The sequence below is a fragment of the Variovorax sp. PAMC28562 genome (assembly GCF_014303735.1).
Classification (GTDB): domain Bacteria; phylum Pseudomonadota; class Gammaproteobacteria; order Burkholderiales; family Burkholderiaceae_C; genus Variovorax.
Genome location: NZ_CP060296.1, coordinates 1,278,669 through 1,302,027, shown reverse-complemented (window position 1 = coordinate 1,302,027; position 23,359 = coordinate 1,278,669). Strand labels below are relative to the sequence as shown.

General features: G+C 65.1%; 22 protein-coding genes. 10 read left to right on the top strand and 12 right to left on the bottom strand.

What is annotated here, in order from left to right; translation table 11 throughout:
• Nucleotides 1-120: 120 nt before the first annotated feature.
• On the bottom strand, nt 121-2,445 hold the full coding sequence (locus H7F36_RS06170) for an ATP-binding protein (protein WP_187053852.1): 2,325 nt from the start codon (nt 2,443-2,445) through the stop codon (nt 121-123).
• Between the two features lie 120 nt (nt 2,446-2,565).
• Between H7F36_RS06170 and H7F36_RS06165 the strand changes: the two genes are divergently transcribed.
• The 3 genes from H7F36_RS06165 to H7F36_RS06155 all read left to right on the top strand — a co-directional run bounded on the left by H7F36_RS06165 (nt 2,566) and on the right by H7F36_RS06155 (nt 6,086).
• Entirely contained in the window at nt 2,566-3,765 is a 1,200-nt protein-coding gene (locus H7F36_RS06165; RefSeq protein WP_187053851.1) for a threonine ammonia-lyase, read from the top strand.
• A gap of 123 nt (nt 3,766-3,888) precedes the next feature.
• Entirely contained in the window at nt 3,889-4,041 is a 153-nt protein-coding gene (locus H7F36_RS06160; protein ID WP_187053850.1) for a hypothetical protein, read from the top strand.
• A gap of 158 nt (nt 4,042-4,199) precedes the next feature.
• Complete coding sequence (locus tag H7F36_RS06155) at nt 4,200-6,086, top strand: phosphoenolpyruvate carboxykinase (GTP) (protein WP_187053849.1); 1,887 nt, start codon at nt 4,200-4,202, stop codon at nt 6,084-6,086.
• A gap of 91 nt (nt 6,087-6,177) precedes the next feature.
• On the opposite strand, the gene H7F36_RS06150 is transcribed toward H7F36_RS06155, so the two are convergent.
• Entirely contained in the window at nt 6,178-6,717 is a 540-nt protein-coding gene (locus H7F36_RS06150) for a hypothetical protein (RefSeq protein ID WP_187053848.1), read from the bottom strand.
• 108 nt (nt 6,718-6,825) lie between these two features.
• Between H7F36_RS06150 and H7F36_RS06145 the strand changes: the two genes are divergently transcribed.
• Entirely contained in the window at nt 6,826-7,800 is a 975-nt protein-coding gene (locus tag H7F36_RS06145) for a LysR family transcriptional regulator (protein ID WP_187053847.1), read from the top strand.
• Here H7F36_RS06145 and H7F36_RS06140 read toward each other — a convergent pair.
• Nucleotides 7,784-7,969 carry a hypothetical protein gene (locus tag H7F36_RS06140; protein ID WP_187053846.1) on the bottom strand — a complete coding sequence of 62 codons (186 nt, stop codon included), beginning with the start codon at nt 7,967-7,969 and terminating at the stop codon, nt 7,784-7,786. The two genes, H7F36_RS06145 and H7F36_RS06140, sit on opposite strands and share 17 nt — an antisense overlap.
• Nucleotides 7,970-8,089: 120 nt before the next feature.
• On the opposite strand from H7F36_RS06140, the gene H7F36_RS06135 reads away from it, so the two are divergent.
• Nucleotides 8,090-8,908: a metallophosphoesterase gene (locus H7F36_RS06135; RefSeq protein WP_187053845.1), complete on the top strand. Its 819-nt coding sequence runs from the start codon at nt 8,090-8,092 to the stop codon at nt 8,906-8,908.
• Here the strand turns inward: H7F36_RS06135 and H7F36_RS06130 are convergent.
• Together H7F36_RS06130 and H7F36_RS06125 are read right to left on the bottom strand one after the other, a co-directional pair.
• On the bottom strand, nt 8,905-10,464 hold the full coding sequence (locus tag H7F36_RS06130) for an alkaline phosphatase D family protein (protein ID WP_187053844.1): 1,560 nt from the start codon (nt 10,462-10,464) through the stop codon (nt 8,905-8,907). The two genes, H7F36_RS06135 and H7F36_RS06130, sit on opposite strands and share 4 nt — an antisense overlap.
• 52 nt (nt 10,465-10,516) lie before the next feature.
• Complete coding sequence (locus tag H7F36_RS06125) at nt 10,517-12,100, bottom strand: phospholipase D family protein (RefSeq protein WP_187053843.1); 1,584 nt, start codon at nt 12,098-12,100, stop codon at nt 10,517-10,519.
• A 150-nt stretch (nt 12,101-12,250) separates the two neighbouring features.
• Between H7F36_RS06125 and H7F36_RS06120 the strand changes: the two genes are divergently transcribed.
• Both H7F36_RS06120 and H7F36_RS06115 read left to right on the top strand, forming a co-directional pair.
• Complete coding sequence (locus H7F36_RS06120; RefSeq protein WP_187053842.1) at nt 12,251-13,480, top strand: nucleoside recognition domain-containing protein; 1,230 nt, start codon at nt 12,251-12,253, stop codon at nt 13,478-13,480.
• 104 nt (nt 13,481-13,584) lie between these two features.
• Nucleotides 13,585-14,100 carry a flavin reductase family protein gene (locus tag H7F36_RS06115; RefSeq protein ID WP_187053841.1) on the top strand — a complete coding sequence of 172 codons (516 nt, stop codon included), beginning with the start codon at nt 13,585-13,587 and terminating at the stop codon, nt 14,098-14,100.
• A gap of 90 nt (nt 14,101-14,190) precedes the next feature.
• Here H7F36_RS06115 and H7F36_RS06110 read toward each other — a convergent pair whose 3' ends face one another.
• A complete protein-coding gene (locus H7F36_RS06110) occupies nt 14,191-14,904 on the bottom strand; it encodes an alpha/beta fold hydrolase (protein ID WP_187053840.1) in 714 nt (237 codons plus the stop codon).
• A 168-nt stretch (nt 14,905-15,072) separates the two neighbouring features.
• Here H7F36_RS06110 and H7F36_RS06105 point away from each other — a divergent pair, with 168 nt between their 5' ends.
• On the top strand, nt 15,073-15,969 hold the full coding sequence (locus tag H7F36_RS06105; RefSeq protein WP_187053839.1) for a DMT family transporter: 897 nt from the start codon (nt 15,073-15,075) through the stop codon (nt 15,967-15,969).
• On the top strand, nt 15,966-16,901 hold the full coding sequence (locus H7F36_RS06100) for a glutaminase (RefSeq protein WP_187053838.1): 936 nt from the start codon (nt 15,966-15,968) through the stop codon (nt 16,899-16,901). Before H7F36_RS06105 ends, H7F36_RS06100 begins: the two co-directional genes overlap by 4 nt.
• Nucleotides 16,902-16,922: 21 nt before the next feature.
• Here H7F36_RS06100 and H7F36_RS06095 read toward each other — a convergent pair whose 3' ends face one another.
• Nucleotides 16,923-17,468, bottom strand: coding sequence for a DUF427 domain-containing protein (locus H7F36_RS06095; protein ID WP_187054824.1), 546 nt, complete (start codon nt 17,466-17,468; stop codon nt 16,923-16,925).
• Nucleotides 17,469-17,505: 37 nt separating this feature from the next.
• Here H7F36_RS06095 and H7F36_RS06090 point away from each other — a divergent pair, with 37 nt between their 5' ends.
• Entirely contained in the window at nt 17,506-17,997 is a 492-nt protein-coding gene (locus H7F36_RS06090; protein WP_187053837.1) for a hypothetical protein, read from the top strand.
• A 37-nt stretch (nt 17,998-18,034) separates the two neighbouring features.
• Here the strand turns inward: H7F36_RS06090 and H7F36_RS06085 are convergent, their stop codons facing one another.
• The 5 genes from H7F36_RS06085 to H7F36_RS06065 all read right to left on the bottom strand — a co-directional run bounded on the left by H7F36_RS06085 (nt 18,035) and on the right by H7F36_RS06065 (nt 23,249).
• Nucleotides 18,035-18,592, bottom strand: a complete 558-nt coding sequence (locus tag H7F36_RS06085; protein WP_187053836.1) for a DUF2867 domain-containing protein — start codon at nt 18,590-18,592, stop codon at nt 18,035-18,037.
• 99 nt (nt 18,593-18,691) lie between these two features.
• Nucleotides 18,692-18,949: a hypothetical protein gene (locus tag H7F36_RS06080; RefSeq protein WP_187053835.1), complete on the bottom strand. Its 258-nt coding sequence runs from the start codon at nt 18,947-18,949 to the stop codon at nt 18,692-18,694.
• 151 nt (nt 18,950-19,100) lie between these two features.
• Nucleotides 19,101-20,789 (bottom strand): alpha,alpha-trehalase TreF, encoded by a 1,689-nt coding sequence (gene treF, locus H7F36_RS06075; protein WP_187054823.1) that lies wholly within the window; start codon nt 20,787-20,789, stop codon nt 19,101-19,103.
• Between the two features lie 2 nt (nt 20,790-20,791).
• The gene (locus H7F36_RS06070) at nt 20,792-22,024 is read right to left on the bottom strand and encodes a CaiB/BaiF CoA transferase family protein (protein ID WP_187053834.1); all 1,233 of its coding nucleotides are present in this window, start codon (nt 22,022-22,024) and stop codon (nt 20,792-20,794) included.
• A gap of 25 nt (nt 22,025-22,049) precedes the next feature.
• The gene (locus H7F36_RS06065; RefSeq protein ID WP_187053833.1) at nt 22,050-23,249 is read right to left on the bottom strand and encodes an acyl-CoA dehydrogenase; all 1,200 of its coding nucleotides are present in this window, start codon (nt 23,247-23,249) and stop codon (nt 22,050-22,052) included.
• Between the last annotated feature and the right edge of the window lie 110 nt (nt 23,250-23,359).

The following is a 23,359-nucleotide window of genomic DNA, read 5'->3' as shown; positions in this document are numbered from 1 at the left end:
GCGTGCAAAAGAACACGAACTCCCGTGCAAAAAAGATTTCAAGTAGGACGGCTACAACGGTTGGTTGTGACCCTGTCCGCGCGCCTGAACGGCGTCGCAAATTTTCAGAAAACTTTTGCCTTACTGCACGAATCCGATCCCTCGGGATTCACGCACTTCAGGCTTGATGCGGTGCTCCGCTTCGAGCTGATCCAGAAACTCAGCGGCTGAAAACTCAGCCGCCAAAATCTCGGTCTGGCGCTTGATCGCCGCGAAGTCACCCGGACACAACTGCGTGAGGTGCGCAAGGCGCTTGCGGATCTCCGAAGTCATCAGCGACGCGTCACCGGCCAGCGCCTCTGTCACGAACATGCACTCCCGCTGCGTTGCCGTCAGCGGCATGAACTTGATCTTGAAGGTGAAGCGCCGCAACGCCGCCTGGTCGAGCCTTTCGAGCAGGTTGGTCGTGCACACGAAGATGCCATCGAAGCGCTCCATGCCCTGCAGCATTTCGTTGACTTCCGTCACTTCATACGTCCGTTGCGCGCCGCGCCGGTCTTGCAAAAAGCTGTCGGCCTCGTCGAGCAGCAGTACGGCCTTTTCAGCCTCGGCCTCCTTGAACATGGCCGCCATGTTCTGCTCGGTTTCGCCCACGTACTTGCTCATCAGGTCACTGGCCTGCTTGATGATGAGCGGCCGGCCGATCGCCTTGGCGATGTGTTCGGCCAGCGCCGTCTTGCCGGTGCCCGGCGCGCCGTAGAAGCACATCGTGCCGTGACCCCGCGCCTTCAATGCCTCGACGATGCGCGGGATCTCGAACCGGCTTTCGACATTCAGCATGTCGAGGTCGTACGTGGTCACGCTGCGCCGGTTGCCAGGTGATTTGTCGAGCGTGCCCAATGCCAGGTCGGCATTTTTCAGCTGGCGTTCGATCAGTGATTCGACCGAGGCATCGTCGGTTTTGGCGAGGCCTGCAAAGCGCACAGCGGTGCGAATCTGCGCTGGCGTGAGGCCCTTGCGCTCGGCCAGCTTGGCGGTGAAGGCTTCAGAGACGATCACGCCTTCCAGCGTTTTCTTGATGAGCTGTTCGCGCGCGCCGGGCGGCGGTGACTTGAGCTCGAGGTGGTACGCAAAGCGTCGCCGAAAGGCCGGGTCGATCTGCTCGATGCGGTTGGTGACCCACAGCGTCGGCACCGGGTTCGACTCGAGGATCTGGTTGACCCAGGCTTTGCCGCTCACGCTGCCGCTGGTGGACGACGACACTTGCTCGGCGCGCGCCATGAACTGCGCGGCCTCGGTGCTGATGGGCGGGAACACGTCTTCGACTTCGTCGAACAGCAAGGCGGCCTGCGCGCTGCCTTTGAGAAAGACCTGCGCAATCTGCAGCGATCGATAGCGGTCGCGGCCGCTCAACGAATTGCCGTCGCGGTCGGCGTACTCGACCTCGAAGAGTTCGAGCCCCGCAGCCTGCGCCACGACCTTGGCCAGCTCGGTCTTGCCGGTGCCGGGCGGCCCGTAGAGCAGCACGTTCACGCCGGGCTCCTTGCGCGCAACGGCAGCCTGCAGCAGCGTCACAAGCATCTGCGCGTCTTCCTGCACGAAAGAAAAGTCGTGCGGCGTGAGCGTGCTTTTGGACGATGGCCGGGTGAACACCGCCATCAGTTCGTTGTGGTCGCGGTACTCGCGCATCAATACCGGCGGCAGTTTTTCGCTGACCTTCATTAGGTCGGCCAGGTCGGTGATGTTGTGTTCGGAGATCAGGTTTTCGACCAGCCCGATGCGCTCCAGCCGTGAGCCCGCGCGCAATGCCTCGCCCACGTCGCTGGCGCTCACGCCCGCGATGTCGGCGATGGCGGCATACGCCTCGGGCGCATTGTTGACCTTGAACTCGACGAGCAGCGAGCGCAGGTCGCGCTGATAACGCGCCAAGGTGCCGTAGAGCAGCAGGGCGCGCTCGGCCTTGTTCAGTTGCAGCAGGCCGGCCAGCGCCTCGATGTTTTTCTCGACCAGCGTCGATTGCTTGCGCAACGCATGCGTCAGCCAGTCGCGCGTGACCGACAGCACCGACAGCAGATCCTTCGGCTGGTCCTTTGCGTATTCGTCGAGATAGAAGAAGAGCGTGCCTTCTTCGTAGGGGCCGCGCCACATGCCGTGGCGTTCGAGCAGCGTTCGCCCATCGAGCGTTTCGACGCCCTTCCAGGCTTCGTTGCCGGCGCAGCGTCGGCCCAGAAATTCGCCCAGGCGCTTGAGCACCGTTTCGGGCCAGACCAAGTGGCGACCGGTCAGCGAAAGCAGTCCATTGAGGTCGCGCCGCACGTTGAAACGCGGTCCCTGCTTGGCCGCGAGCGTGAGCACGAAATGCGAGCACATCAGCTCCAGCACCGGCGCTTCCTTTAGCCCGGGGGACGGCAATGCCTGCCCGCGCACGGCAGCAGCCACCACATCGACCCCGGAACGCTTGACCATCGGACAATCTCCAGCTAGCAAAAGGAAACCCACGCAAACCATAACGCAGACCTCCGGATTGGGGAAGACTTGGGAAGAGTAAAAACCCTAGCGTTTGCGATCCCGTCCACAATCTCTCACATGGTTGGCATCGAAGACATCCGGCGAGCTGCGGCGCGCCTGCAAGGACAATTGCTCGACACCCCGTGCGTCGAGTCACGCACGTTGTCGGAGATCGTCGGCGCGCAGGTGTTTCTCAAGTTCGAGAATCTGCAGTTCACTTCATCGTTCAAGGAGCGGGGCGCCTGCAACAAGCTGGTCGACCTGTCCGACAGCGGCGTAAAGGGCGTGGTGGCGATGTCGGCCGGCAATCATGCGCAGGGCGTGGCGTACCACGCACAGCGGCTCGGCATGCGCGCATTGATCGTCATGCCGCGCTTTACGCCGGGCGTGAAAATCGAGCGCACGCGGGGTTTCGGCGCTGAAGTCGTGCTGCACGGCGACACGCTCGAGGCAGCTCGGGCCCATGCTTACGAGTTGGCGGAAAGCGAAGGCCTGTCGTTCGTGCATCCGTACGACGACGAAGCCATCATCGCGGGCCAAGGCACGGTGGCACTCGAAATGCTGGCATCCGTGCCAGACCTCGACATGCTGGTCATCTCGGTCGGCGGCGGCGGGCTCATTGCCGGCATGGCGGTGGCGGCCAAGGCGATCCAGCCCGGGATCGAGATCGTCGGCGTGCAGACGACACGCTTCCCGGCCATGGTCAACGCGATTCAGGGCACGCACTATAAGCAGGGCAGGAGCACGATCGCCGAGGGCATCGCGGTGGGTACGCCTGGCGTGCTGACGCAGGCCATCGTCGCAACGCACGTCGACGATTTGCTGCTGGTCGACGAGGGCGACATCGAGCAGGCAGTGCTGATGCTTCTCGAGATCGAAAAGACGCTGGTAGAGGGGGCAGGCGCTGCAGGGTTGGCGGCGATGATCCGGCATCCGGAGCGCTTCAAGGGCAAGCGCGTCGGGCTGGTGCTGTCGGGCGGCAATATCGATCCGCTGCTGCTGGCGGCCATCATCGAACGCGGCATGGTGCGCGCCGGTCGGCTCGCTCGTGTGCGGGTGAGTGCGCGCGATGTGCCGGGATCGCTTGCCGAGATCACGGCCACTGTCGCGGAAGCGGGCGCTAACGTCGACGAAGTGCATCACCAGCGCGCCTTCACCATGCAGGCAGCGCAAAACGTCGATGTCGAACTGGTGTTGCAGACCCGCGGTCGGCCTCACCTGGCCAGCGTGCTCGATGCACTCCATGCGGCCGGTTTCGAGGCCGAAGAGCAGCACTGAGCGTCTTCGCTACGCGCGACAAGCAGGTGTCGCGAAGGTGCAGGGGCTGGCAAGCACCTACACCGCATAAAGGCCCGTCGCCAGTAAAATGACACCAGTTTTTTGGTCCCCCGAGGTAATTCAATGTCCACCCCCACCCCTGTCGATCCAGGCCACGCGGCCGCCGTCGAACACGACGCTGTCGAGTCGATCGTGCCGATGATGCCCATCGTGCTGCCGCTTGCCGGCGCCGTGCTGATGCTGCTGCTGGCGTCCATCGCCGTCTTCCTGGCCTGACAGCGCTTCGCGCTGTTGTCTGCGGGCGGTGCGGCCCGCGTCGATGCACTCTTAAAAAAAGAAACGTTTTCTCAGACGGCTTTTGCGCCGGTGCCCTCTGTTGATGCGCCTCGCCAAGTCCCGTTCGAAAAGACGATTTTCAACTTAGGAGACTTCCGATGAACGCACCCGTGATGCAGGGCCTGAATACTCAGGCACCCTCGTACGTAAAAAACGCCAAGCTAATCGCCTGGGTCGCCGACATGGCCACCTTGTGCAAGCCAGACGCCATTCACTGGTGCGACGGCAGCAAAGAAGAATACGACCGCCTCTGCCAGCAACTGGTCGACGCCGGCACATTCAAGAAACTCAATCCCGCCAAACGGCCCAACTCTTTCCTCGCCAATTCCGACCCGGTCGATGTGGCCCGTGTCGAAGACCGCACCTACATCTGCTCGGCCAAAAAAGAAGAAGCCGGCCCGACCAATAACTGGATGGCACCGGCTGAAATGCGCACGACGCTGCAACCGCTATTCGACGGCTGCATGAAGGGCCGCACGATGTATGTCGTGCCGTTCTCGATGGGCCCCTTGGGTTCGCCGATTGCGCATATCGGCATCGAGTTGTCCGACTCGCCCTATGTCGCGGTCAATATGAAGATCATGACGCGCATGGGCAAGGCCGTGTACGACGTGCTGGGTGCGGATGGCGAGTTCGTTCCCTGCGTGCACACGGTAGGCGCGCCACTCCAGGCCGGGCAGAAAGACGTGGCCTGGCCCTGCAACACGACCAAGTACATCGTTCATTACCCCGAGACACGCGAGATCTGGAGCTACGGCTCGGGCTACGGCGGCAATGCGTTGCTCGGCAAGAAATGCTTCGCGCTGCGCATCGCTTCGACCATGGGCCGCGAGGAAGGATGGCTGGCCGAACACATGCTCATTCTTGGCGTGACGAATCCCGAGGGCAAGAAGTACCACGTGGCCGCAGCCTTCCCCAGTGCGTGCGGCAAGACCAACTTTTCGATGCTGGTGCCGCCCGCCGGCTTCGAAGGCTGGAAGGTCACGACCATCGGCGACGACATCGCCTGGATCAAGCCCCAGGCAGACGGGTCACTGCGCGCCATCAACCCCGAAGCCGGCTATTTCGGCGTGGCCCCGGGCACCAACATGCTGACCAATCCCAACTGCATGCGCAGCCTGAACGACGGCGTGATCTTCACGAACGTCGCGCTGACCGACGATGGCGACGTGTGGTGGGAAGGCCTGGAGCAGGATGCGCCCGGCAAGGCGTTGCCCGCGCACCTGATCGACTGGCAGGGCAAGGACTGGACGCCCGCCATCGCAAAGGAAACCGGTGTCGGTGGCAAGCTCAAGCCCGCTGCGCATCCGAATGCGCGCTTCACTGTCGCCGCGAGCAACAACCCTGCGCTCGACGAAGCTTGGGACGACCCGAAGGGCGTACCGATCGACGCCTTCATCTTCGGCGGCCGTCGCTCGACGACGGTGCCGCTGGTGACCGAAGCGCGCGACTGGGTGGAAGGCGTGTACATGGCTGCCACGATGGGTTCGGAAACCACGGCCGCAGCGACCGGCCAAGCAGGCGTGGTGCGCCGCGACCCATTCGCGATGCTGCCGTTCATGGGCTACAACATGAGCGACTACTTCCAGCATTGGCTCGATCTGGGCAAAAAGCTCAAAGCATCGGGGGCATCGTTGCCGAAAATCTACACGACCAATTGGTTCCGCAAAGGTGCAGACGGCAAGTTCGTCTGGCCCGGCTACGGCGAGAACATGCGCGTGCTCAAGTGGATGATCGACCGCATCGAAGGCAAGGCAGGGGAAGGCGTGGCACACATCACAGGGGTGAGCCCGCGCTACGAAGACCTGAACTGGACCGGCCTCGACTTCAGCGCCGCGCAGTTCGACACCGTGACCAGCATCGACAAGGCCGCCTGGCTTGCGGAGCTGAAGCTGCACGATGAGCTGTTCGCCCAGCTGGCGCACCATCTGCCTGCGGAATTGCCGGCGACCAAGGCAGCGATAGAGAAGCGGCTGGCCGCCTGATCGGCGACAACGCGCTTGCCATGAAAAAAGCCGCCCAAGGGCGGCTTTTTCATTTGCGCACCGGGCGGGCGCTCGATGACAGCTCCGTCACTCAGTAGTAACGCGACAGGTTCTTGTGGTTGGCCAGCACTTCATGCAGCGTCGGCGTGCGGCGGGTTTGATGAGCGCGAACCACGGCGTCAACCTTTGCGGATGCTACCAATGGCAGCTCTCCGTCGGCCTGCTGGCGTGTGATGGCAGCTTGCAGTTCCTTCAGCACGCGCGGGTCGTACGAGGCATGCGCCAGAAAGCGCTCATCGGCCAACGCGCTGGCGCGGCGCTGTGCCATACCGTGCCAGGCGGTGGCGATGCGGCTCGCCGTCGGGCCGATCTTGTTGGCGCTCAACGCGATCACGCCAAAAGCGATGGCGCACAGCGAAATCCAGGCGGCCATCCAGCCGGCATCGAATTCATGCGTAGTGAGTTGGGTAGATACAGCGAGCAGCACGACGCCTGCAGCGATCAACAAGCGGAAGGCAAGGCCGAAGCGGGTCGCGCCTTGGCCGGCATTGCGAATGTTGTCGAAGGCGGCGGTGGCGCGGTTCAAGCCTGCGTGCTGCAAGGGTTGGTCGACATGAACGAAAGAAGTCATGGTGCTCCTCCTAAGGAACGGGTGTGGCGTGAGCCGATGCAGTGATATTAGGGTTTGCCCTAGTGCTTCGCCACTTTATCTTCTTGATGTTTATCATTCACACCACTGATGGACGTTAACTTCCGCACACTCGATCTGAACTTGCTTCGCGTCTTCGACGAAGTGATGGCGGAGCGCAACCTGACGCGGGCGGCCCGCAACCTCGCCATCACCCAGCCGGCGGTCAGCAACTCGCTCCGGCGCCTGCGCGACGTGCTCGGCGACGAGCTGGTGCGTCGCTCCGGTGCCGGAGTGGAACCAACGGCTCGCGCCCTGGCGCTGTGGCCCACCGTGCGCGATGCATTGCGTCAGCTGCAACACACACTCGCGCCGGGCGAATTCGACAGCAGCACATCCGACACCACTTTTCTGCTGGCCATGGCCGACGCCACCGCTGCCGAGCTCATGCCGGGCCTGGTGCGGATCGCGGAACTGGAAGCGCCCGGCATCTCATTGCGCGTGTTGCCGCTCACGACGCGCGACCCGCGGGGCTTGCTGGAGCACGAGGAGGCCGACATGGCGATCGGCTATTTTCCGGCGGTCACCGCCAGCCTGGCGGCGCGCAGCCAGTCGGGCGTCGGCGTGCCGTTCGAAACACAACGGCTGTATGTCGGTCAATACGTGTGCGTGATGCGGCGCGACCATCCGCTGGCCGCCAGCCCGCTCACGCTGGACGCCTACTGCGCCGCACGGCATCTGCTGGTGAGTTTCTCGGGCCGGCCGTACGGATTCGTCGACCAGACGTTGGGCGCCCTGGGCCGCGAACGACGCATCGCCGTCACGGTGAACCAGTTCTTTACCGCGGGCCGTGTCGTCGCAGGCTCCGATTTGCTGACCGTGCTGCCGCGCCACTTCGTCAACGTCACCGGGGTGGACGAGCGATTGGTGATGCGCGACCTGCCGTTCGACCAGCCGCTGGTGCATGTCGATGCGGTGTGGCACCGGCGCGCGCAGCACATCCATGCGCACGAGTGGCTGCGCGATGCTTTGCTGCGGTCGGCCGCAGCGGCGTTCGCAACATCGGTACTCAGCGGACGACGCTGAGCCAGGCGCTGGCTGCGACGCGCAGCTCTTGTGCCTGGCGGGCGTCGCTGCCGGCACGGCTGCCAGCGCTCTCCATCAACACGGCAGCCAGGCTCTCGGGCGCCGCGCTGGCGCTGGTTTGGAGGAACGAACGAACGAACGTGGCTGAAAAGGCAAATAGACTGAACATGACATTGCGCAGCCTGGGGGCGGCGCCTGAGTAGGTAGAGAAGAATAATAAGGGTTATCCCTTAGATATCCAGAGCGACCTTATGCGCGCTCTGCATGGCGCCATGAAAACCAATCGACGATGAAACTGCAGTTGCTCTCGGATTTGCACATCGAATCCCATCCCCGCCTCCAGATTGCACCGGCGCCGGGCGCCGACCTGCTGGTGTTGGCCGGCGATGTCGGCTCGTACCAGGAAGGCTCGCGGCTGACCGAGCCGGACTTCGGGCTCACACGCTTTTCTCCGCTGCATGGCTGGCCGGTGCCTGTCTTGTACGTGCCTGGCAACCACGAATACGACAACGCCGATTTCGACGCCACGCATTCGCGGCTGCGCCAACTTTGCGGGGTTCTCGGCATCCACTGGCTCGAGCGCGAAACTTTGGTGATCGATGGCGTGCGTTTTGTCGGGACCACCCTCTGGGCTGATTTCGACGCCTTGATCGAACCGTCGGACGGCCTGGCCCAGGCGCTCAAGAAGCGAGGCAAGGCGATGCGCGCTGCCGACTTCTACTTGAGAAAGGCCGCCACCACGCGAGGCGGTCAGCCCTTCATGTCCGACCTGCTGAGAGAGCACTCACTTACGTGTAAAGCGTGGCTGGGCAAAGCCTTGAATGAACCGTTCGACGGCCCCACGGTCGCTGTCACCCACTTCGCACCGACGCTCGCCAGCGCCGACCCGCGTTACGGCCTCGCACCCGGTACCGCCGGCTTCTGCAATTCCCTGGATGGACTGTTGCCGCTCACCGACCTCTGGCTGCACGGGCATCTGCACTGCGCTTTCGACTATGTGAAAGACGGCTGCCGGGTGGTCGCCAATCCCCTGGGTTACCGAAGCAAGGGGGAGCAGGATGCGTTTCGACCGGACATGCTGATCACCGTGCCCAAGCAGCCTCGTTAAGCCGCTTCGATCCCGGCACGGTCTGCCAGCACAGTGAACGCCGCCTGCCGGCTGAACACCGCATCGGCCGCCACCGGATGTGCGGTCGCCCTGAACTCGCATTGCAACGCATCGGGCCGCAGATCGAGCAGTGCCCAGCCACGCTCGTCGCCTCGGGCATGCAGCACGTCCGGGTTGTCGCGGCGCATGCGCGCCATGGCGACCTGGCTGGCTCCGCGCGAGGTCAACGAGCCGCCGACGAACTCGGTCGCGACGATCGGCGACGCTGCATCGTTAGGCACCACGCGCAGGTTGGCGGCAGCATGGCGATGCACGTCGCCGCCGAGCGCGACGACATTGCGCACGCCGGCCTCCGCGATGCCCTGCAGCAAGCGGTGGCGCGCCGCCGGATATCCGTCCCAGCCGTCGGTCCAGACGCTGCGGCCTTGCGGCGTGTCGACGCTGGTGGCGCTGATCTGCGTCTGCTGTCCGATCAGCTTCCAGCGACGCGCCGCCCCCGCGAGGCCAGCCGCCAGCCATTGCTCCTGCTCAGCGCCGAGCATGGTGCGGGATGCGTCTTCGAGCTCGGCGCAGCCGATCACGCTGCGGCCGTTGTCGCGTTGCGAATCGGGGCACGCATGATGGCTGCGATGCTGGCGGGAATCGAGCGTCCAGATGTCGGCCAGCCGACCCCATGTAAATCGGTCGTGGATCTGCATGGCCGCGCCCTGCGGCGGAACCGACAGCGGCATGTGTTCGAAGTAAGCCCGATAAGCAGCGGCCCGACGCTGCAAAAACCGCGCGGGATCGGTGTACGCCGGATCGCGATCGTCGGCGTAGTCGTTGACCACCTCGTGATCGTCCAGCGTCACGATCCACGGATGCGCGGCGTGCGAAGCCTGCAGGTCGGCGTCGCTTTTGTAGAGCGCATGCCGCGCCCGGTATTGCGGCAGCGTATGCGGCGTCCAGCTGCCGTGCTGCCGTACGGTGTAGGCCGGGCTGCTGCCCTCGTAGATGTAGTCGCCGACGAACATCACGAAGTCGAGATCGCGCTGCGCGATCTCGCGGTGGGCAGTGAAGAAACCTTGCTCCCAATGCTGGCACGAGGCCAGGGCGAAACGAAGGCGTTGCACCTCGCCATCGGCTGCTGGCGCGGTGCAGGTACGCCCGACCGTGCTCACCGCATTGCCGCAGGTGAAGCGGTACCAGTAACTGCGCCCCGGCGCGAGCCCGTCGGCGCGTACATGCACGCTGTGCGCGCGTGACGGCCAGGCCATGACCTCGCCGCTTCGCACCGATTGCCGCAGCGCCTCGTCGCCGAAGATTTCGTAGCGCACCGGGCACTCGGCCTCGGCATTCCAGCCCGATTCGATTGCCGCATCCGGCAGCAAGCGTGTCCACAAAACGACGCTGTCGGGCCGCGGCTGGCCGCTCGCCACGCCGAGCGAAAACGGATTGCCCTGCCAGCGCGGCGCACCCACCGCGCCTGCAGCACGTGTCGTCGTCGGCCGCACTCCCCAAGCTCCCAGGGCCAGCCAGAGAGCAGCCCTGTTCAAATCACGACGGCGCAAATTCATCGCCCGGATTGTGCGGCGCCGCGAATTGTGAAAAGCAGGCGAAACGAAGCGCCTAGAGCAGGTCTTCCCCCACGATCGGCAGCAGCAGCCAGTTCTTGAAGCGCAGCCACAGGAACTCCCCCGGCACGTCTTCATGAACGATGTCGCCGCCCTCGTCGTCGTACTCGACCCACTGCGCGCGGCGGCCATCGGGCGTCAGGCGCAGGCGGTAGCCGAGGTCGTCGGTGCGTGGGCCGGTCACGAGCTTGTTGTACTCCTCGACCATCGGCGGGCTGTCGATCACCAGCCCGAGTTCGGTGTTGACCGCGGCGGATCGATGGTCGAGATTCATCGAGCCCACGAACATGCGCGAGTCGTCAATCATCGCGAGCTTGGCGTGCAGCCGGCTGATCGATTTGCCGAAATCGCCGAAGCGCTTGTTGAAGGTGTAGCGCGGCGCGATTTCGTAGATCGTCACGCCGACCTTCAGCATGTCGGCCCGGTATCGCTCGTAGCCCGCGTAGGCCAGCGGCTCGTCGGTCGAGCCGAGCGAGTTGGTGACTACCACCACGCTGACGTTGGCGTCGATCTGCTTGCGCATCATCGCCATGCCGATCGGCCCGGGAATGAAGTACGGCGAAGCAATGACCACTTTCTTCTTCGCGGTGTCGATCACGCCCAACGCCCCTTCGGTCACGCTGCCGCGAAACGCCGCGTTGCGGTCGCGCGTGATCTTGTCGGGGTTGTCCGCGAAGAGATGCGCCGTGGCCCAGCGGCGATCGATCCTGCCGGTCAGCAGTTCTTCGCCCAATGGCGATTTCTCGAGCACGTCGCGCGGCCGCAGCGGCACGTCGGGCACAGCGGTGCGCGCCAACTCGTCGAAGCGGTGCCGCGCCTCCTCTTTCGAGACGGTGAGCGGAGCAATGCTCTCGATCGGCCAAACGTGCGAGCTGTTCCAGTACATGTCGAACGCCTTCGACATGTCGTGCACGATCGGCCCGCTCGACACCACGTCCATGTCGATGAAGTTCGCCTCGGTGCTGCGCATGAAGTACTCGTTGGCGATGTTGCGCCCACCCGAGACGGCGAAGCTGTTGTCGGCCACCAGCAGCTTGTTGTGCATACGGTGGTTGATGCGTGCGAAATCGAAGATCGACAAGGCCAGCCGGGCCGGCAGCGAACTCACCCGCGACGGCAACGGATTGAACAACCGCACCTCGACATTCGGAAAAGCCGAAAACGACGCGAACAACTCGTCTTCTCCGCCGGTGTAGAGGTCATCGACCAGCAGGCGCACGCGCACGCCGCGCTCAGCCGCCTCGCGCAGCTCTCTCAGCAGGAGCAGACCGACGTCGTCGTTGTTGATGAGGTAGTACTGCACGTCGAGCGACTTCTCTGCATTGCGCGCCAGCGAGATGCGCGCATCGAAAGCGAAGGCCGCCTCGGGCAACAGGCGGAACCCGGAGAACGGCGAGCCGTCGGGCGCCACGGGGGGTGCGCCCTGCGCCGCCAGCTTGGCAAGCGTCGTCTTCGCGACGTCGGTGATGGCGTAGCTCGGTGTGTTCGGCACGGCAGGCGGCAGCGTGAAGCACCCGCCGAGCAAAAGGGTCGCCAGCGCAAGAAGGCCGCTGGTGAAATGTCGTGGGGGAAACTGCATGGGCGAACTGTAGTGAGGAACTGCGGCCTGTGCGCGCCGCCATCGAGTCACCCTCAATCGTCTTGAATTCCTTCTCCTGAGTCCGCCGTGAACATCTCTGGGTCTGGCTCGGGTCGCCTCTATCATCGGCCGGCATCGAGAAGGACGCGCGTGCTCAACGGGTTGTGGCTGGGGTTTTTCGTGGTGGCGGCGCTGGCCGCATTCGGGCGCTGGCTCATCGGCGGCGATGCGGCCGTGTTCGCAGCGCTGGTCGAGAGCCTGTTCGCGATGGCGCGGTTGTCGGTCGAGGTGATGGTCCTGCTGTTCGGTACGCTGACCTTGTGGCTTGGCTTCCTGCGCATCGCCGAGGCAGCGGGGCTCGTCGCTGCACTGGCCCGCGCGCTCGGGCCGCTGTTCCGGAGGCTCATGCCGGAAGTGCCGGCAGGCCATCCGGCGCTGGGCCTCATCACGATGAACTTCGCGGCCAACGCGCTCGGCCTGGACAACGCGGCCACGCCGATCGGCCTGAAGGCGATGCGCGAGTTGCAGACGCTCAACCCGAGCACGACCACGGCCAGCAATGCGCAGATCCTGTTCCTGGTGCTGAACGCATCGTCGCTCACGCTGCTGCCGGTAACGATCTTCATGTACCGCGCGCAGCAGGGCTCGGCCGACCCGACGATGGTCTTTTTGCCGATCTTGCTGGCCACGAGCGCATCGACGCTGGTCGGCCTGCTGTCGGTCGCAGTCGTGCAGCGCCTGCGGCTGTGGGACCCGGTGGTGCTGGCCTATCTGTTGCCGGGCGCGCTGCTGCTGGGCGGCTTCATGGCGCTGCTCGGCACGCTCTCGGCGGCGGCCATCGCGTCGCTGTCGTCGCTGCTCGGCAACCTCGTGCTGTTCTGCATCATCCTTATCTTCGTCGTGGCCGGTGCGCTGCGCCGTGTGAAGGTCTACGAATGTTTTGTCGAAGGCGCGAAAGAAGGCTTCGACATCGCGAAGAACCTGTTGCCTTACTTGGTCGCCATGCTGTGCGCCGTAGGGGTGCTGCGTGCCTCGGGCGCGCTCGACATCGTGCTCGGCGGGCTGCGCTGGCTGGTGACGGCCGGCGGCCTGGACGCACGCTTCGTCGAGGCGCTGCCGACCGCACTGGTCAAGCCTTTCTCGGGCAGCGCGGCGCGCGCGATGCTGATCGAGACCATGAAAAGCCAGGGCGTCGACAGCTTTCCGGCGCTGGTCGCCGCCACCATTCAGGGCAGCACCGAGACCACCTTCTACGTGCTGGCGGTGTACTTCGGCGCGGTCGGCATCCAGCGGGCGCGACACGCTGTGGCTTGTGCGCTGCTGGCAGAACTGGCCGGCGTCGTCGCGGCGATCGCGGTCTGCTACTGGTTCTTTGGCTAGTCGCGTTCGCGTGCGAACAGGCGCTTCGACGACAGCGCAGCGCAGCGCGATCGGCCAGAATGACGGTCTTCTTTTAGACGACTGCTCAGCCAGTGATGCCAGTGATGCCAGTGACCCTCCCCGCCCAGGCGCAAGCGCCCTCTTTCTCGGTCGACGAGTTCCGGAACGCGCTGGGCATGTTCGCCACCGGCGTGACCATCGTCACTGCGCGCGCGGCCAACGGCAAATTGGTCGGGCTCACGGCCAACAGCTTCAACTCGGTCTCGCTCGATCCGCCGCTGGTGCTCTGGAGCCTGGCGCTGAGCGCATCGTCGATGCCGGCCATCAGCGCCGGATCGCACTACACCGTCAACATCCTCGCGGCGAACCAGAAGGCGCTGGCCCAACGCTTCGCGACCAAGAACATCGACCGCTGGGCCGATGTCGCGTTCACCGAAGGGCTGAGTGGCGCCCCCGTGCTGGTGGGTGCGGCAGCGAGTTTCGAATGCTTCAACCGCAGCCGCTACGACGAAGGCGATCACATCATCTTCGTCGGCGAAGTGGAGCGCTGCACGCACAACGTGGGCGCGTCGCCGTTGCTGTATCACGGCGGGCGCTTCTACACCGAGCACCCTCTTTAGCCAGCGCAGGCTGGTGGCGCGCGGCCTGGACGGGCCTGGGCACGGGCATGGGGCCGGTTCGGACTGGTCTGGCCGATCCCGGGGCCCGGTTTACTGCGCCCGACCCAGCCATTCGACCAGGGCCTGCGTCACCTCGTCAGGTCGCTCCAGCGGTGCCATATGCCCGCACGCCTCGATCACGACCAGCCGGGCGCCGGGAATCATTGCGGCCATTTCCTCGCTGAGCGCGAGGGGCGTGGTCTGGTCTTCGCGGCCGCACACCACCAGAACAGGGCAACGAATATCCGGAAGCGTGGGGCGGCTGTCGACGCGCAGCATGGCCGCTTGTTGCTGCCGCACGAATCCTTCGACGCCGACGGCCCTGGCCATGTCCGTGAACAGGTCGATCAGTTCGTCATCGTGCGCCCGCGAAGGGTGGATGACGCGCGGGAGAAAGGCAGTCGCCACCGCGCCGAAGTTGGTCGGCGCGGCGCCCACGGCAGCCATCATTCTCTTACGCATGTCGGTCGACTCCGGCGTGTCCGCACGGGCACCCGTGTCGACCAACGCCAGCGCTGCGATTCGGTCGGGTGCCTGCCGGAGCATCTCCAGGGCGACATAACCGCCGAGCGAAAACCCCGCCAGTGCAAAGCGCGGACCGGGGGCGCTCGCCAGAGCAGCGGAGGCCATCTCGCGCACACTGCCGTACGCCGTGATGTCGGCAATGTGCACTTCGCGGTCCGGCGCGAGGGCGGCATGCTGGTGCTTCCAGACGCGTTCGTCGTTCATCAGGCCGGGGATGGCTAGCAAGGGCAGAGGGGTCATGATCGGTCTGGTGGTTGAGGTGGAAGGGTGCATTCCGATCCACTGTAGCCCCCGACGGGCGCGGCGGCCTAGATCCAATGTCGGGACGCACACGCGCCAGCGCACCCCGGGTGGGCCATGCCGATAGGTTTATCTTCACGTTTCCAGACAGCGACCCGACCCCCCCGAATGATCGAACGAAAAACCCATCTCGACGCCCTCGCCATCACCCTCCTTATCGTCTGCTGCGCCGTATGGGGCGGGCAGCAAATTCTCATCAAGACGACCGTCGCGGAAGTCCCGCCGTTGTGGCAAGCCTCGATCCGCACGTCCGGCGCCGTACTGCTGTTATGGCTCTGGTGCCGGTGGCGCAGCGTACCGCTGTTCCAGCGCGACGGCACCCTGGGCGCCGGCTTGCTGGCCGGCTTGCTCTTCACCGGCGAGTTCATCGGCATCTACATCGGGCTGCAGAACACTTCTGCCTCCCGCCTTACCGTGTTCCTCTATACAGCGCCGTTCTGGGTCGCCTTGCTGCTGCCGCGCTGGGTGCCGTCCGAGCGCATGCGCGCGCTGCAATGGACCGGTCTCGCCATCGCCTTCGCGGGCGTCGTGCTGGCTTTCAGCGAGAGCTTCGGCCACAGCACGTCGACCCAGTTGCGGGGCGACGCGCTGGGCCTTGCGGCCGGCATGCTTTGGGGCCTGACGACGCTGGCGCTGCGCACGACGAAGCTCGCAACCGCAAGCCCCGAGAAGACGCTGTTCTATCAAGTCGGCGTAGCGGCCATCGTGTGCCCTTTCGTCTCGATGGCGCTCGGGGAGCACTGGAGCCTGAGCTACTCGACATGGGCCTGGAGTTCCATTGCAGTGCAGACCATCGTCGGCGCCTTCGCGACCTACCTGGCATGGATGTGGATGCTGCGGCACTATCCCGCCACGCAGATGTCGTCGTTCAGTTTTTTGACACCGCTCTTTGCGCTGGTGTTCGGCGTGGTGCTGCTCGGCGAAGCGCTGACGCTGCAACTGGTGCTCGCACTGGTGGGCGTGGCGGCGGGCATCGTGCTGGTGAACCGGCGATCGTCGCGATGAACTACCAGGCCGTACTCGAGGACATCGTGACCACGCTGCGCCCCTTTCTCGGGGCGGACGGCAAGGTGGCCAGCTACATTCCGGCGCTGGCCTCCATCGACCCGAAGCAGCTCGGCATCGCACTGCACACCTGCAACGGCGAAGAAGCCGCGGCCGGCGACAGCGCGACACCGTTCTCGATCCAGAGCGTGTCCAAGGTGTTCACGCTCACGCTCGCCATGCAGCGCCTCGGCGACGCGCTGTGGGAGCGCATCGGCCGCGAGCCTTCGGGCAGCGCTTTCAACTCGCTTGTGCAGCTGGAGAACGAGCAGGGCAAGCCGCGCAACCCGTTCATCAATGCCGGTGCCATCGCAGTGGCAGACCGGCTGGTGAGCCACGTGCAGGCCAAGGGAAACCGCGGCAGCGCCAAGGCGGACATCCTGGCGCTGGTGTCCAGCCTGAGCGGCGAGCCGATCGCGTTCGATGCGGAAGTGGCGGCGTCCGAGGCCGCGACCGGCTACCGCAACATCGCGCTGGCCAACTTCATGAAGAGCTTCGGCAAGCTCGACAACGACGTGGCGCCGGTGCTCGACACGTACTTTCACCAGTGCGCGATCCGCATGGACTGCCGGCAACTGGCACGCGCTGCCGGCTTCCTGTGCCGCGACGGGGCGCACCCCTTCGACAAGGATTCGGAGGTGACCAACGAGCGGCAGACGCGGCGCATCAACGCGCTGATGCTGACCTGCGGCACCTACGATGCGGCAGGCGACGTGGCCTTCAACATCGGCCTGCCCTGCAAGAGCGGCGTCGGCGGCGGCATCGTCGCGGTGGTGCCCGATCGGCTCACGCTGGCGGTATGGTCGCCGGCGCTGGACGCCACCGGCAACTCGCTGCTCGGCATGCGGGCGCTGGAGCTGTTCGTCGCAAAGACCGGCTTGTCGGTGTTCTGATTTCTCAACCCGGGCGTCGCATCACCAGCCGCCGGAACCCGGCTCTCCCTTGAACGGCCCGACCACTTCGGGCGTGATCCAGCCGGCGTAGAAGCGACCCGGTTGCGGCTGTGCCCGCACGCCATCGACGGTGCACACCAGCTGCTGCGGATAGAAAGCGATGTGGTCGCGCAGCGCGTCGAACTCATCGAACGGCGCTGGGTACGACCAACCGACCGCGTCGAGGCGATCGGCGCCCGCCACCACCGACCAGTAACGCGCATCGCCCTTCCACTCGCAGAACGAATTGCCAGCGACCGCAACGAGCAGTGCCATCTGCACGTCCGCTTGCGGCAGGTAGAAGGTGGGCGGACTCGCTGTTTCGAGCACCCGCAAAGCTTGCCGCGTGCGGGCGATCTCCAGCGCACCGAATGTGACGACGACCTCACGCGCATCAGGCGCGATGCGCGGCGGCCGGGGATAGTCCCAGACCGATTCCTGACCTGGCTGCGGCGGGGTGGCGAAGGCCGGGCGCTCGTCGCCCACGTGGTGCCATTGGGCGCGCGCCTGCCGCAAACGATCGGACATTGGATTCACGATGGGCTCCTTGTGCAAAACTTCAGGCATGAACGACAACAACGATAGCGAAGAGAACCTCCCCATTCAGGAACCAAGGCTTTGGCGCGACGAGGTCTGGACCGCCAAGGTCGTGAAGAACGAAGACGACGACGGCTGGGCGGTCGAGATGACGCGCCACGGCGACCCCGAGCCGGCACTGGTCGGCCCGTGGACCATGGGACGCGACAAGAAGAATCCGAAGCCGCTCGACCCTTCTGCCTTTCACACGCTCGTCAAAACGGCTGCCGAAGTGCTGCGCCGTCACGAGCAGCAGCTCCACGGGCAGCTCAACAAGCACGTCAACATCGGCGACGGCTCGGGGCGCATACGCGTCGCCCTGCAAATCGTGCCGGACGAAGACAACCCCTACGCCGTACTCACTGCGCAGGACGAGTCCGGCGTGCAACTGGGCGAGGCGCGTGTGCCACCGACCTTCAAGCTGACGTCGGCCAGCGCGGAGGCCTGGATCGAGGGCGGGTACGCGTCGAAGGTGCGCTGATCAGCCACGCAGGCCATCGCGCAGGTGATCGCCCAGGTCAGGCGGCAGCAGCCATCGGCCAGCCCGAACGCGCTGCGCGGTCGAGCGCCGAACGCACCACCATGCGGTGGAACGGCGCGATCAGCCGGATGTAGTTGCGGCCCAGCAGGTTGTGGCAATGCACCACCGTGACTGCGACCAGCTCGTCGACTTCGCCCGCCGTGGCAGACGTGCCGCGCCGCACCGACACCCGAAAGTCCAGATGCCGATCGTCCTCGCCGAGCACGACTTCATCGGTATGCGTTTCGTAGATCAGAAAGATGCCGACACGCGGCGTGCGAGTCGACGTGTCGGCACGCAGTGCTTTGGCGGTTTTGAGGCCGAAGAAAGAAACGACGCCGTCGCGCACCTTCATCAGGCGGTCGACCCATGGCGCCGGACGTTCGAGGGCGAAGCGCGCGAGTGCGAGCGGGTCGTGCGTTGCGCCGGCCGGCAGGCGAATCGCGAAGGCGTCTGCCAGAAACGCGCCGTCGTAGAGGCCGGCGATTCGGCCCGACCTGGGGAGCGCCACGGCATGCGCGCGGTCAGCGTGGGGAACGGACGGGCGATTCGACATGGCGGATTCCTCGGTTTACTGGCAAAGGCAGACCGGCGCAGCTTATCTCCGGACGGCCGCCCGGACGACCCCCGGGCGACCTCAGTCGCCCGACCGCAGCTAGGCCTTGCGTCGGCGCAGCGAGACCGCGTCGACTGCGCCGCTCGCGGCACCCGCGGCCAGCAAGTCGAGCGATTGCCATCCGCTGTCGCCCAAACGGTGCAGCTGAACCAGATCGAAATCGTCGATGCCTTCGTCTTCCTTGATTTCGTTCACGAACCTGACGAACGCACTCTCGCTCAAGCCAAGCGCCTGCGCACGCACGACGATCGTGCGTCCGGGCGGCACGTCGCGAATGAGTTGGTCGAGGGCTTTCATGGGATCGGCGATGCCTGCGTGTCGGGAAAAAATACCGACAAAAGTGTCGATTACTTCCTTCACCGCAATCTTCGTTCCAGGCCGTGCCAACGCCTGGATGCCGCGATTTGTCGCCCACACCACGCATGGGCAGGACCGTTTTCCGGTCGGGCTAACGGTGCGTCGGCATCGGTGCGTTCGAGACGCAGTCGTTGGCGGTGTGCGCCGGATGTGCTGCCAGCAATGCCCGCGTGACGCCGTTGGTCCAGCCGAAGCCGTCCTGCAACGGGTACTCACCGCCTCCGCCGCCAGCCGACGCGTCGTGTTCTTGCTGGCGCAGCGTGTACTTTTCGACCAGCTTGCCTTCGCGCTCGTACACCGCGGCCACGGTGGCCAGCCAGCGGTGCGCGATGGTGCGTGCCAGTGCTTCCTCGCCGTAGTGCGCGAAGCCCTGGATCGCCATCCACTGGAGCGCGGCCCATCCATTGGGTTGGTCCCACTGCTGGTCACTGGTGCATGCGGTGGTCGACAGGCCGCCGGGGGCCAGCAGCCTGCGCGAAACGGTTGCCGCCATCGCTTCGACCTGCGCCGGATCGGCGAGGCCGGCGAACAGCGTTGCGATGCCGGCAGCCGTCAGGCAACTGCGGCGACGGCCGAGCCGCCAGTCGTGATCGAAGAACGCGCCCTGCGCATCGTCCCAAAGCCACTTCACGACGGCCGCCTTGCGCACGGAAGCGCGGTTCGCGAAGTCGCTTGCGCCGACCGCATCGCCGGCGCGTGCAGACACGGTCGCGATCACCGATTCGAGCTTGTACAAAAGGGCGTTGAGATCGACGGGCACGATGTCGGTGGTGCAGATGCCGGCCAGCGATGCGGCGTCGGCCGCGCCGCCCTTCACGGCCGCATCCGCATCGCACTGCAACGGCTCGGTCAGCCAGCGCGAACTGAAGTCCCAACCGGATTCGGCCGCCGCGCGCAGGTGCCGACACACCTCCGAAGCGTCGCGCCCCTGGGCTTCCGCGGCCTTGGCGGTCGTGACGTCTTCGAGCCAGGCTTCTTCGCGCGGCGTGTCGCGCTCGTCCCAATAGCGGTTCAGCAATGCGCCATCGGGCAAGCGCACGACACGGCGGTTCGCGGCGCCCGTTTCGCTTGTCCGATCCGATTCGAGCGCGTCGCTGCCGCTCATCCACCACGCGTGCTCACGCTTCAACTGCCGTAAAAAATCAATGCCGTCGGCATCGTCGAGTTGTTCCGCCAACTCGACCATGAAGGCGAACAACGGTGGCTGCGACCGCGTCAGGTAATAGGTGCGCGTGCCGTTCGGCACATGGCCATAGGTGTCGATCAGGTGCGCGAAGTTGCCGACCATGTCGTGCAGCAACCCGGCCTTGCCGCTCGCCGACAAGCCCAGCATCGTGAAGTACGAATCCCAGTAGTACAGCTCGCCGAAGCGGCCACCCGGGACCACGTAGGCGTGCGGCACCTGCAGCAACGAGCCGCGCGGCGGATGGTCGAGCGGCTCCCGTGTCAACACGCGCCACAGGTCGTCGATGTGATCGGCGATGGGCTGACCCGGCACCGACACGTAATCGCTGGGGGTCGGCTGCAGCACCTCGAAATGCGCATCGACGAAAGCCGGCAGATCGAAGTCTGCCCGGTCACGTTGCGCGCGGTACGCCGCGAGGATCGCTGCAGGATCGATGCGCGGCGCGCAATCGACGAAAGTCTTGCTGTCGGCGAAGACGCGCGCGCCCTGCACCGCCGCAAAGAGCTCGGCGTAGCGATCGGCCGGCGTCAGCGTATCGGGCGCAGGCGCGGCCGCTGCGCGCTCTGCACGCTCTTCGCTCGAGCGCCGGTGCAGCGTCAGAGCACGCCCGCCGTTCGCAGTGCCGCGATCTGCGCCGCGCCCATGCCGAGTTCGGCCAACACCTCGTCGGTGTGCTGACCTAGCGCGGGCGGCGCATGACGCAACACCGGCGGCGTGGCCTGCAGGCGCAATGGGCTCGCGACGCCCACGATACTTTCGATGCCGTCGCCGGCATCGCGCTGCATCGTCACGGCGAGGCCACGCGACTTCACCTGCTCGTCGTCGAAGGCTTGCGCGATGTCGTTGATCGGGCCGCAGGGCACGGCCTTGTCTTCGAGCAGCGCGATCCACGCGGCGGTGGTCCGCGTGCGCGTGACGGCTTCCATGTCGGGGATCAACACCTCGCGGTGCCTCACGCGCAACGTGTTGGTGGCGTAGCGCGGATCGCTCGCCCACTCGGCATGGCCGGCGGCCTCGCAGAAGCGCGCGAACTGGCCGTTGTTGCCGATCGCCAGCAGCATCGAGCCGTCTTGCGTATGAAAGTCCTGGTACGGCGCCAGGCTCGGATGGCTGTTGCCCTGTCGATGCGGCGCCACGCCGGTGTTCAAAAAAGCGCTAGCCTGGTTCGCCAAAATCGCCATGCCGACATCGAGCAGCGCCATGTCGATGTGCTGGCCCTCGCCGGTGCGGTGCCGCACTTCGAGCGCGGCGAGGATGGCGGTGCTCGCATAGACGCCGGTGAACAGGTCGGTGAGCGCCACGCCTACGCGCAATGGTCCACCGCCGGGCACTTCGTCGGGCCGGCCGGTGATGCTCATCATGCCGCTGGTCGCCTGGATCATCAGGTCATAGCCAGCGCGCGTGGCGTGCGGACCATCGTGACCGAAGCCGGTCACGCTGCAGTAGATAAGCCGTGGATTGGCAGCCCGCAGGCTCTCTTGGTCGAGCCCGTATTGCGCGAGTCCGCCGGTCTTGAAGTTCTCCACCAGGATGTCGCTCTGCGCCGCCATGCGCTTCAACAGCGCCTGGCCTTCGGCCGTCGTCATGTCGATGGTGACCGAGCGCTTGTTGCGGTTGCATGCGGTGTAGTAGGTCGACTGATTGGTCGTGTTGCCTTCCGCATCTTTCAGGAAAGGCGGGCCCCAGGTGCGCGTGTCGTCGCCCACGCCAGGTCGCTCGATCTTGACGACATCGGCGCCCAGGTCGGCCAGGATCTGCGTGCACCACGGGCCTGCGAGCACGCGCGAAAGATCGAGAACCTTGATGCCGTCGAGGGCTGCTGCTGCCATGTCTACCCAATGAAGTCTGGTCGGATCAGTTCGCGAAAGCAGCGATGCCGGTGATGGCGCGGCCCAGGATCAGCGCATGGATGTCGTGCGTGCCCTCGTAGGTGTTGACCACTTCGAGGTTGACCAAGTGCCGCGCGACGCCGTACTCGTCGCTGATGCCGTTGCCACCCATCATGTCGCGCGCCAGCCGTGCGATGTCGAGTGCCTTGCCGCACGAGTTGCGCTTCATGATCGAGGTGATCTCGACCGACGCCGTGCCTTCGTCCTTCATGCGACCGAGGCGCAGGCAGCCCTGCAGACCCAGCGCGATCTCGGTCTGCATGTCGGCCAGTTTCTTCTGGATCAGCTGGTTGGCGGCGAGCGGGCGGCCGAACTGCTTGCGGTCGAGCACGTACTGGCGTGCACGGTGCATGCAGTCTTCAGCCGCACCGAGAGCGCCCCAGGAGATACCGTAGCGTGCGCTGTTCAAGCAGGTGAACGGACCTTTCAAACCCTGCACTTCAGGGAAGGCGTTTTCTTCAGGGCAGAACACGCCGTCCATCACGATCTCGCCAGTGATGCTGGCACGCAGGCCGACCTTGCTGTGGATGGCCGGAGCGCTCAAACCCTTCATGCCCTTTTCAAGTACGAAGCCGCGGATCGGACCGACCGTGCCGCTCTCGCTCACCTCTTTGGCCCACACGACGAAAACATCGGCGATCGGCGAATTGCTGATCCACATCTTGGCGCCGCTGATCGAATAACCGCCCGGCACCTTCTTGGCGCGCGTGACCATGCTGCTGGGGTCGGAGCCGTGGTCGGGTTCGGTCAGGCCGAAGCAGCCGATCCACTCGCCGGTCGCGAGCTTGGGCAGGTACTTCTGCTTTTGCGCCTCAGTGCCGAATTCGTAGATCGGCACCATGACGAGCGAGCTTTGCACGCTGGCCATCGAGCGGTAGCCCGAGTCGACGCGCTCGACTTCACGCGCGATCAGGCCGTAGCAGACGTAGTTGAGGCCGGGGCCGCCGTACTCTTCAGGGATCGTCGGGCCAAGCAAGCCCAGTGCGCCCATTTCGCGAAAGATCGCCGGGTCGGTCTCGCCCGAGCGAAAGCCTTCGACCACGCGCGGCAACAGCCGCTCCTGGCAGTAGGCGTTGGCCGCGTCGCGCACCATGCGCTCGTCTTCGGTGAGTTGCTGGTCGAGCAGGAGTGGATCGTCCCAGTGAAATTGCGCTTTGGCGGCCATGAGGCTGTCTCCGGAAATGAGGTGAGGTGATTGGCTTGATCGTAGCGACGCACGCAGCCTGGCGCAAACGAGCAATACTCAGTCAGATATGCGTCGATGGAATACATGAA

What these genes read in the sequence shown, in the direction of transcription:
- H7F36_RS06160 (WP_187053850.1), top strand. Translation starts at nt 3,889, where the DNA reads ATGTCCACCCCCACCCCTGTCGATCCAGGCCACGCGGCCGCCGTCGAA.
- H7F36_RS06110 (WP_187053840.1), bottom strand. Translation starts at nt 14,904, where the DNA reads ATGACCCCTCTGCCCTTGCTAGCCATCCCCGGCCTGATGAACGACGAA.
- H7F36_RS06090 (WP_187053837.1), top strand. Translation starts at nt 17,506, where the DNA reads ATGAACGACAACAACGATAGCGAAGAGAACCTCCCCATTCAGGAACCA.
- H7F36_RS06140 (WP_187053846.1), bottom strand. Translation starts at nt 7,969, where the DNA reads ATGTTCAGTCTATTTGCCTTTTCAGCCACGTTCGTTCGTTCGTTCCTC.
- H7F36_RS06165 (WP_187053851.1), top strand. Translation starts at nt 2,566, where the DNA reads ATGGTTGGCATCGAAGACATCCGGCGAGCTGCGGCGCGCCTGCAAGGA.
- H7F36_RS06130 (WP_187053844.1), bottom strand. Translation starts at nt 10,464, where the DNA reads ATGAATTTGCGCCGTCGTGATTTGAACAGGGCTGCTCTCTGGCTGGCC.
- H7F36_RS06145 (WP_187053847.1), top strand. Translation starts at nt 6,826, where the DNA reads ATGGACGTTAACTTCCGCACACTCGATCTGAACTTGCTTCGCGTCTTC.
- H7F36_RS06125 (WP_187053843.1), bottom strand. Translation starts at nt 12,100, where the DNA reads ATGCAGTTTCCCCCACGACATTTCACCAGCGGCCTTCTTGCGCTGGCG.
- H7F36_RS06065 (WP_187053833.1), bottom strand. Translation starts at nt 23,249, where the DNA reads ATGGCCGCCAAAGCGCAATTTCACTGGGACGATCCACTCCTGCTCGAC.
- H7F36_RS06115 (WP_187053841.1), top strand. Translation starts at nt 13,585, where the DNA reads ATGCCAGTGACCCTCCCCGCCCAGGCGCAAGCGCCCTCTTTCTCGGTC.
- H7F36_RS06155 (WP_187053849.1), top strand. Translation starts at nt 4,200, where the DNA reads ATGAACGCACCCGTGATGCAGGGCCTGAATACTCAGGCACCCTCGTAC.
- H7F36_RS06135 (WP_187053845.1), top strand. Translation starts at nt 8,090, where the DNA reads ATGAAACTGCAGTTGCTCTCGGATTTGCACATCGAATCCCATCCCCGC.
- H7F36_RS06105 (WP_187053839.1), top strand. Translation starts at nt 15,073, where the DNA reads ATGATCGAACGAAAAACCCATCTCGACGCCCTCGCCATCACCCTCCTT.
- H7F36_RS06150 (WP_187053848.1), bottom strand. Translation starts at nt 6,717, where the DNA reads ATGACTTCTTTCGTTCATGTCGACCAACCCTTGCAGCACGCAGGCTTG.
- H7F36_RS06095 (WP_187054824.1), bottom strand. Translation starts at nt 17,468, where the DNA reads ATGTCCGATCGTTTGCGGCAGGCGCGCGCCCAATGGCACCACGTGGGC.
- H7F36_RS06070 (WP_187053834.1), bottom strand. Translation starts at nt 22,024, where the DNA reads ATGGCAGCAGCAGCCCTCGACGGCATCAAGGTTCTCGATCTTTCGCGC.
- H7F36_RS06170 (WP_187053852.1), bottom strand. Translation starts at nt 2,445, where the DNA reads ATGGTCAAGCGTTCCGGGGTCGATGTGGTGGCTGCTGCCGTGCGCGGG.
- H7F36_RS06100 (WP_187053838.1), top strand. Translation starts at nt 15,966, where the DNA reads ATGAACTACCAGGCCGTACTCGAGGACATCGTGACCACGCTGCGCCCC.
- H7F36_RS06080 (WP_187053835.1), bottom strand. Translation starts at nt 18,949, where the DNA reads ATGAAAGCCCTCGACCAACTCATTCGCGACGTGCCGCCCGGACGCACG.
- H7F36_RS06085 (WP_187053836.1), bottom strand. Translation starts at nt 18,592, where the DNA reads ATGTCGAATCGCCCGTCCGTTCCCCACGCTGACCGCGCGCATGCCGTG.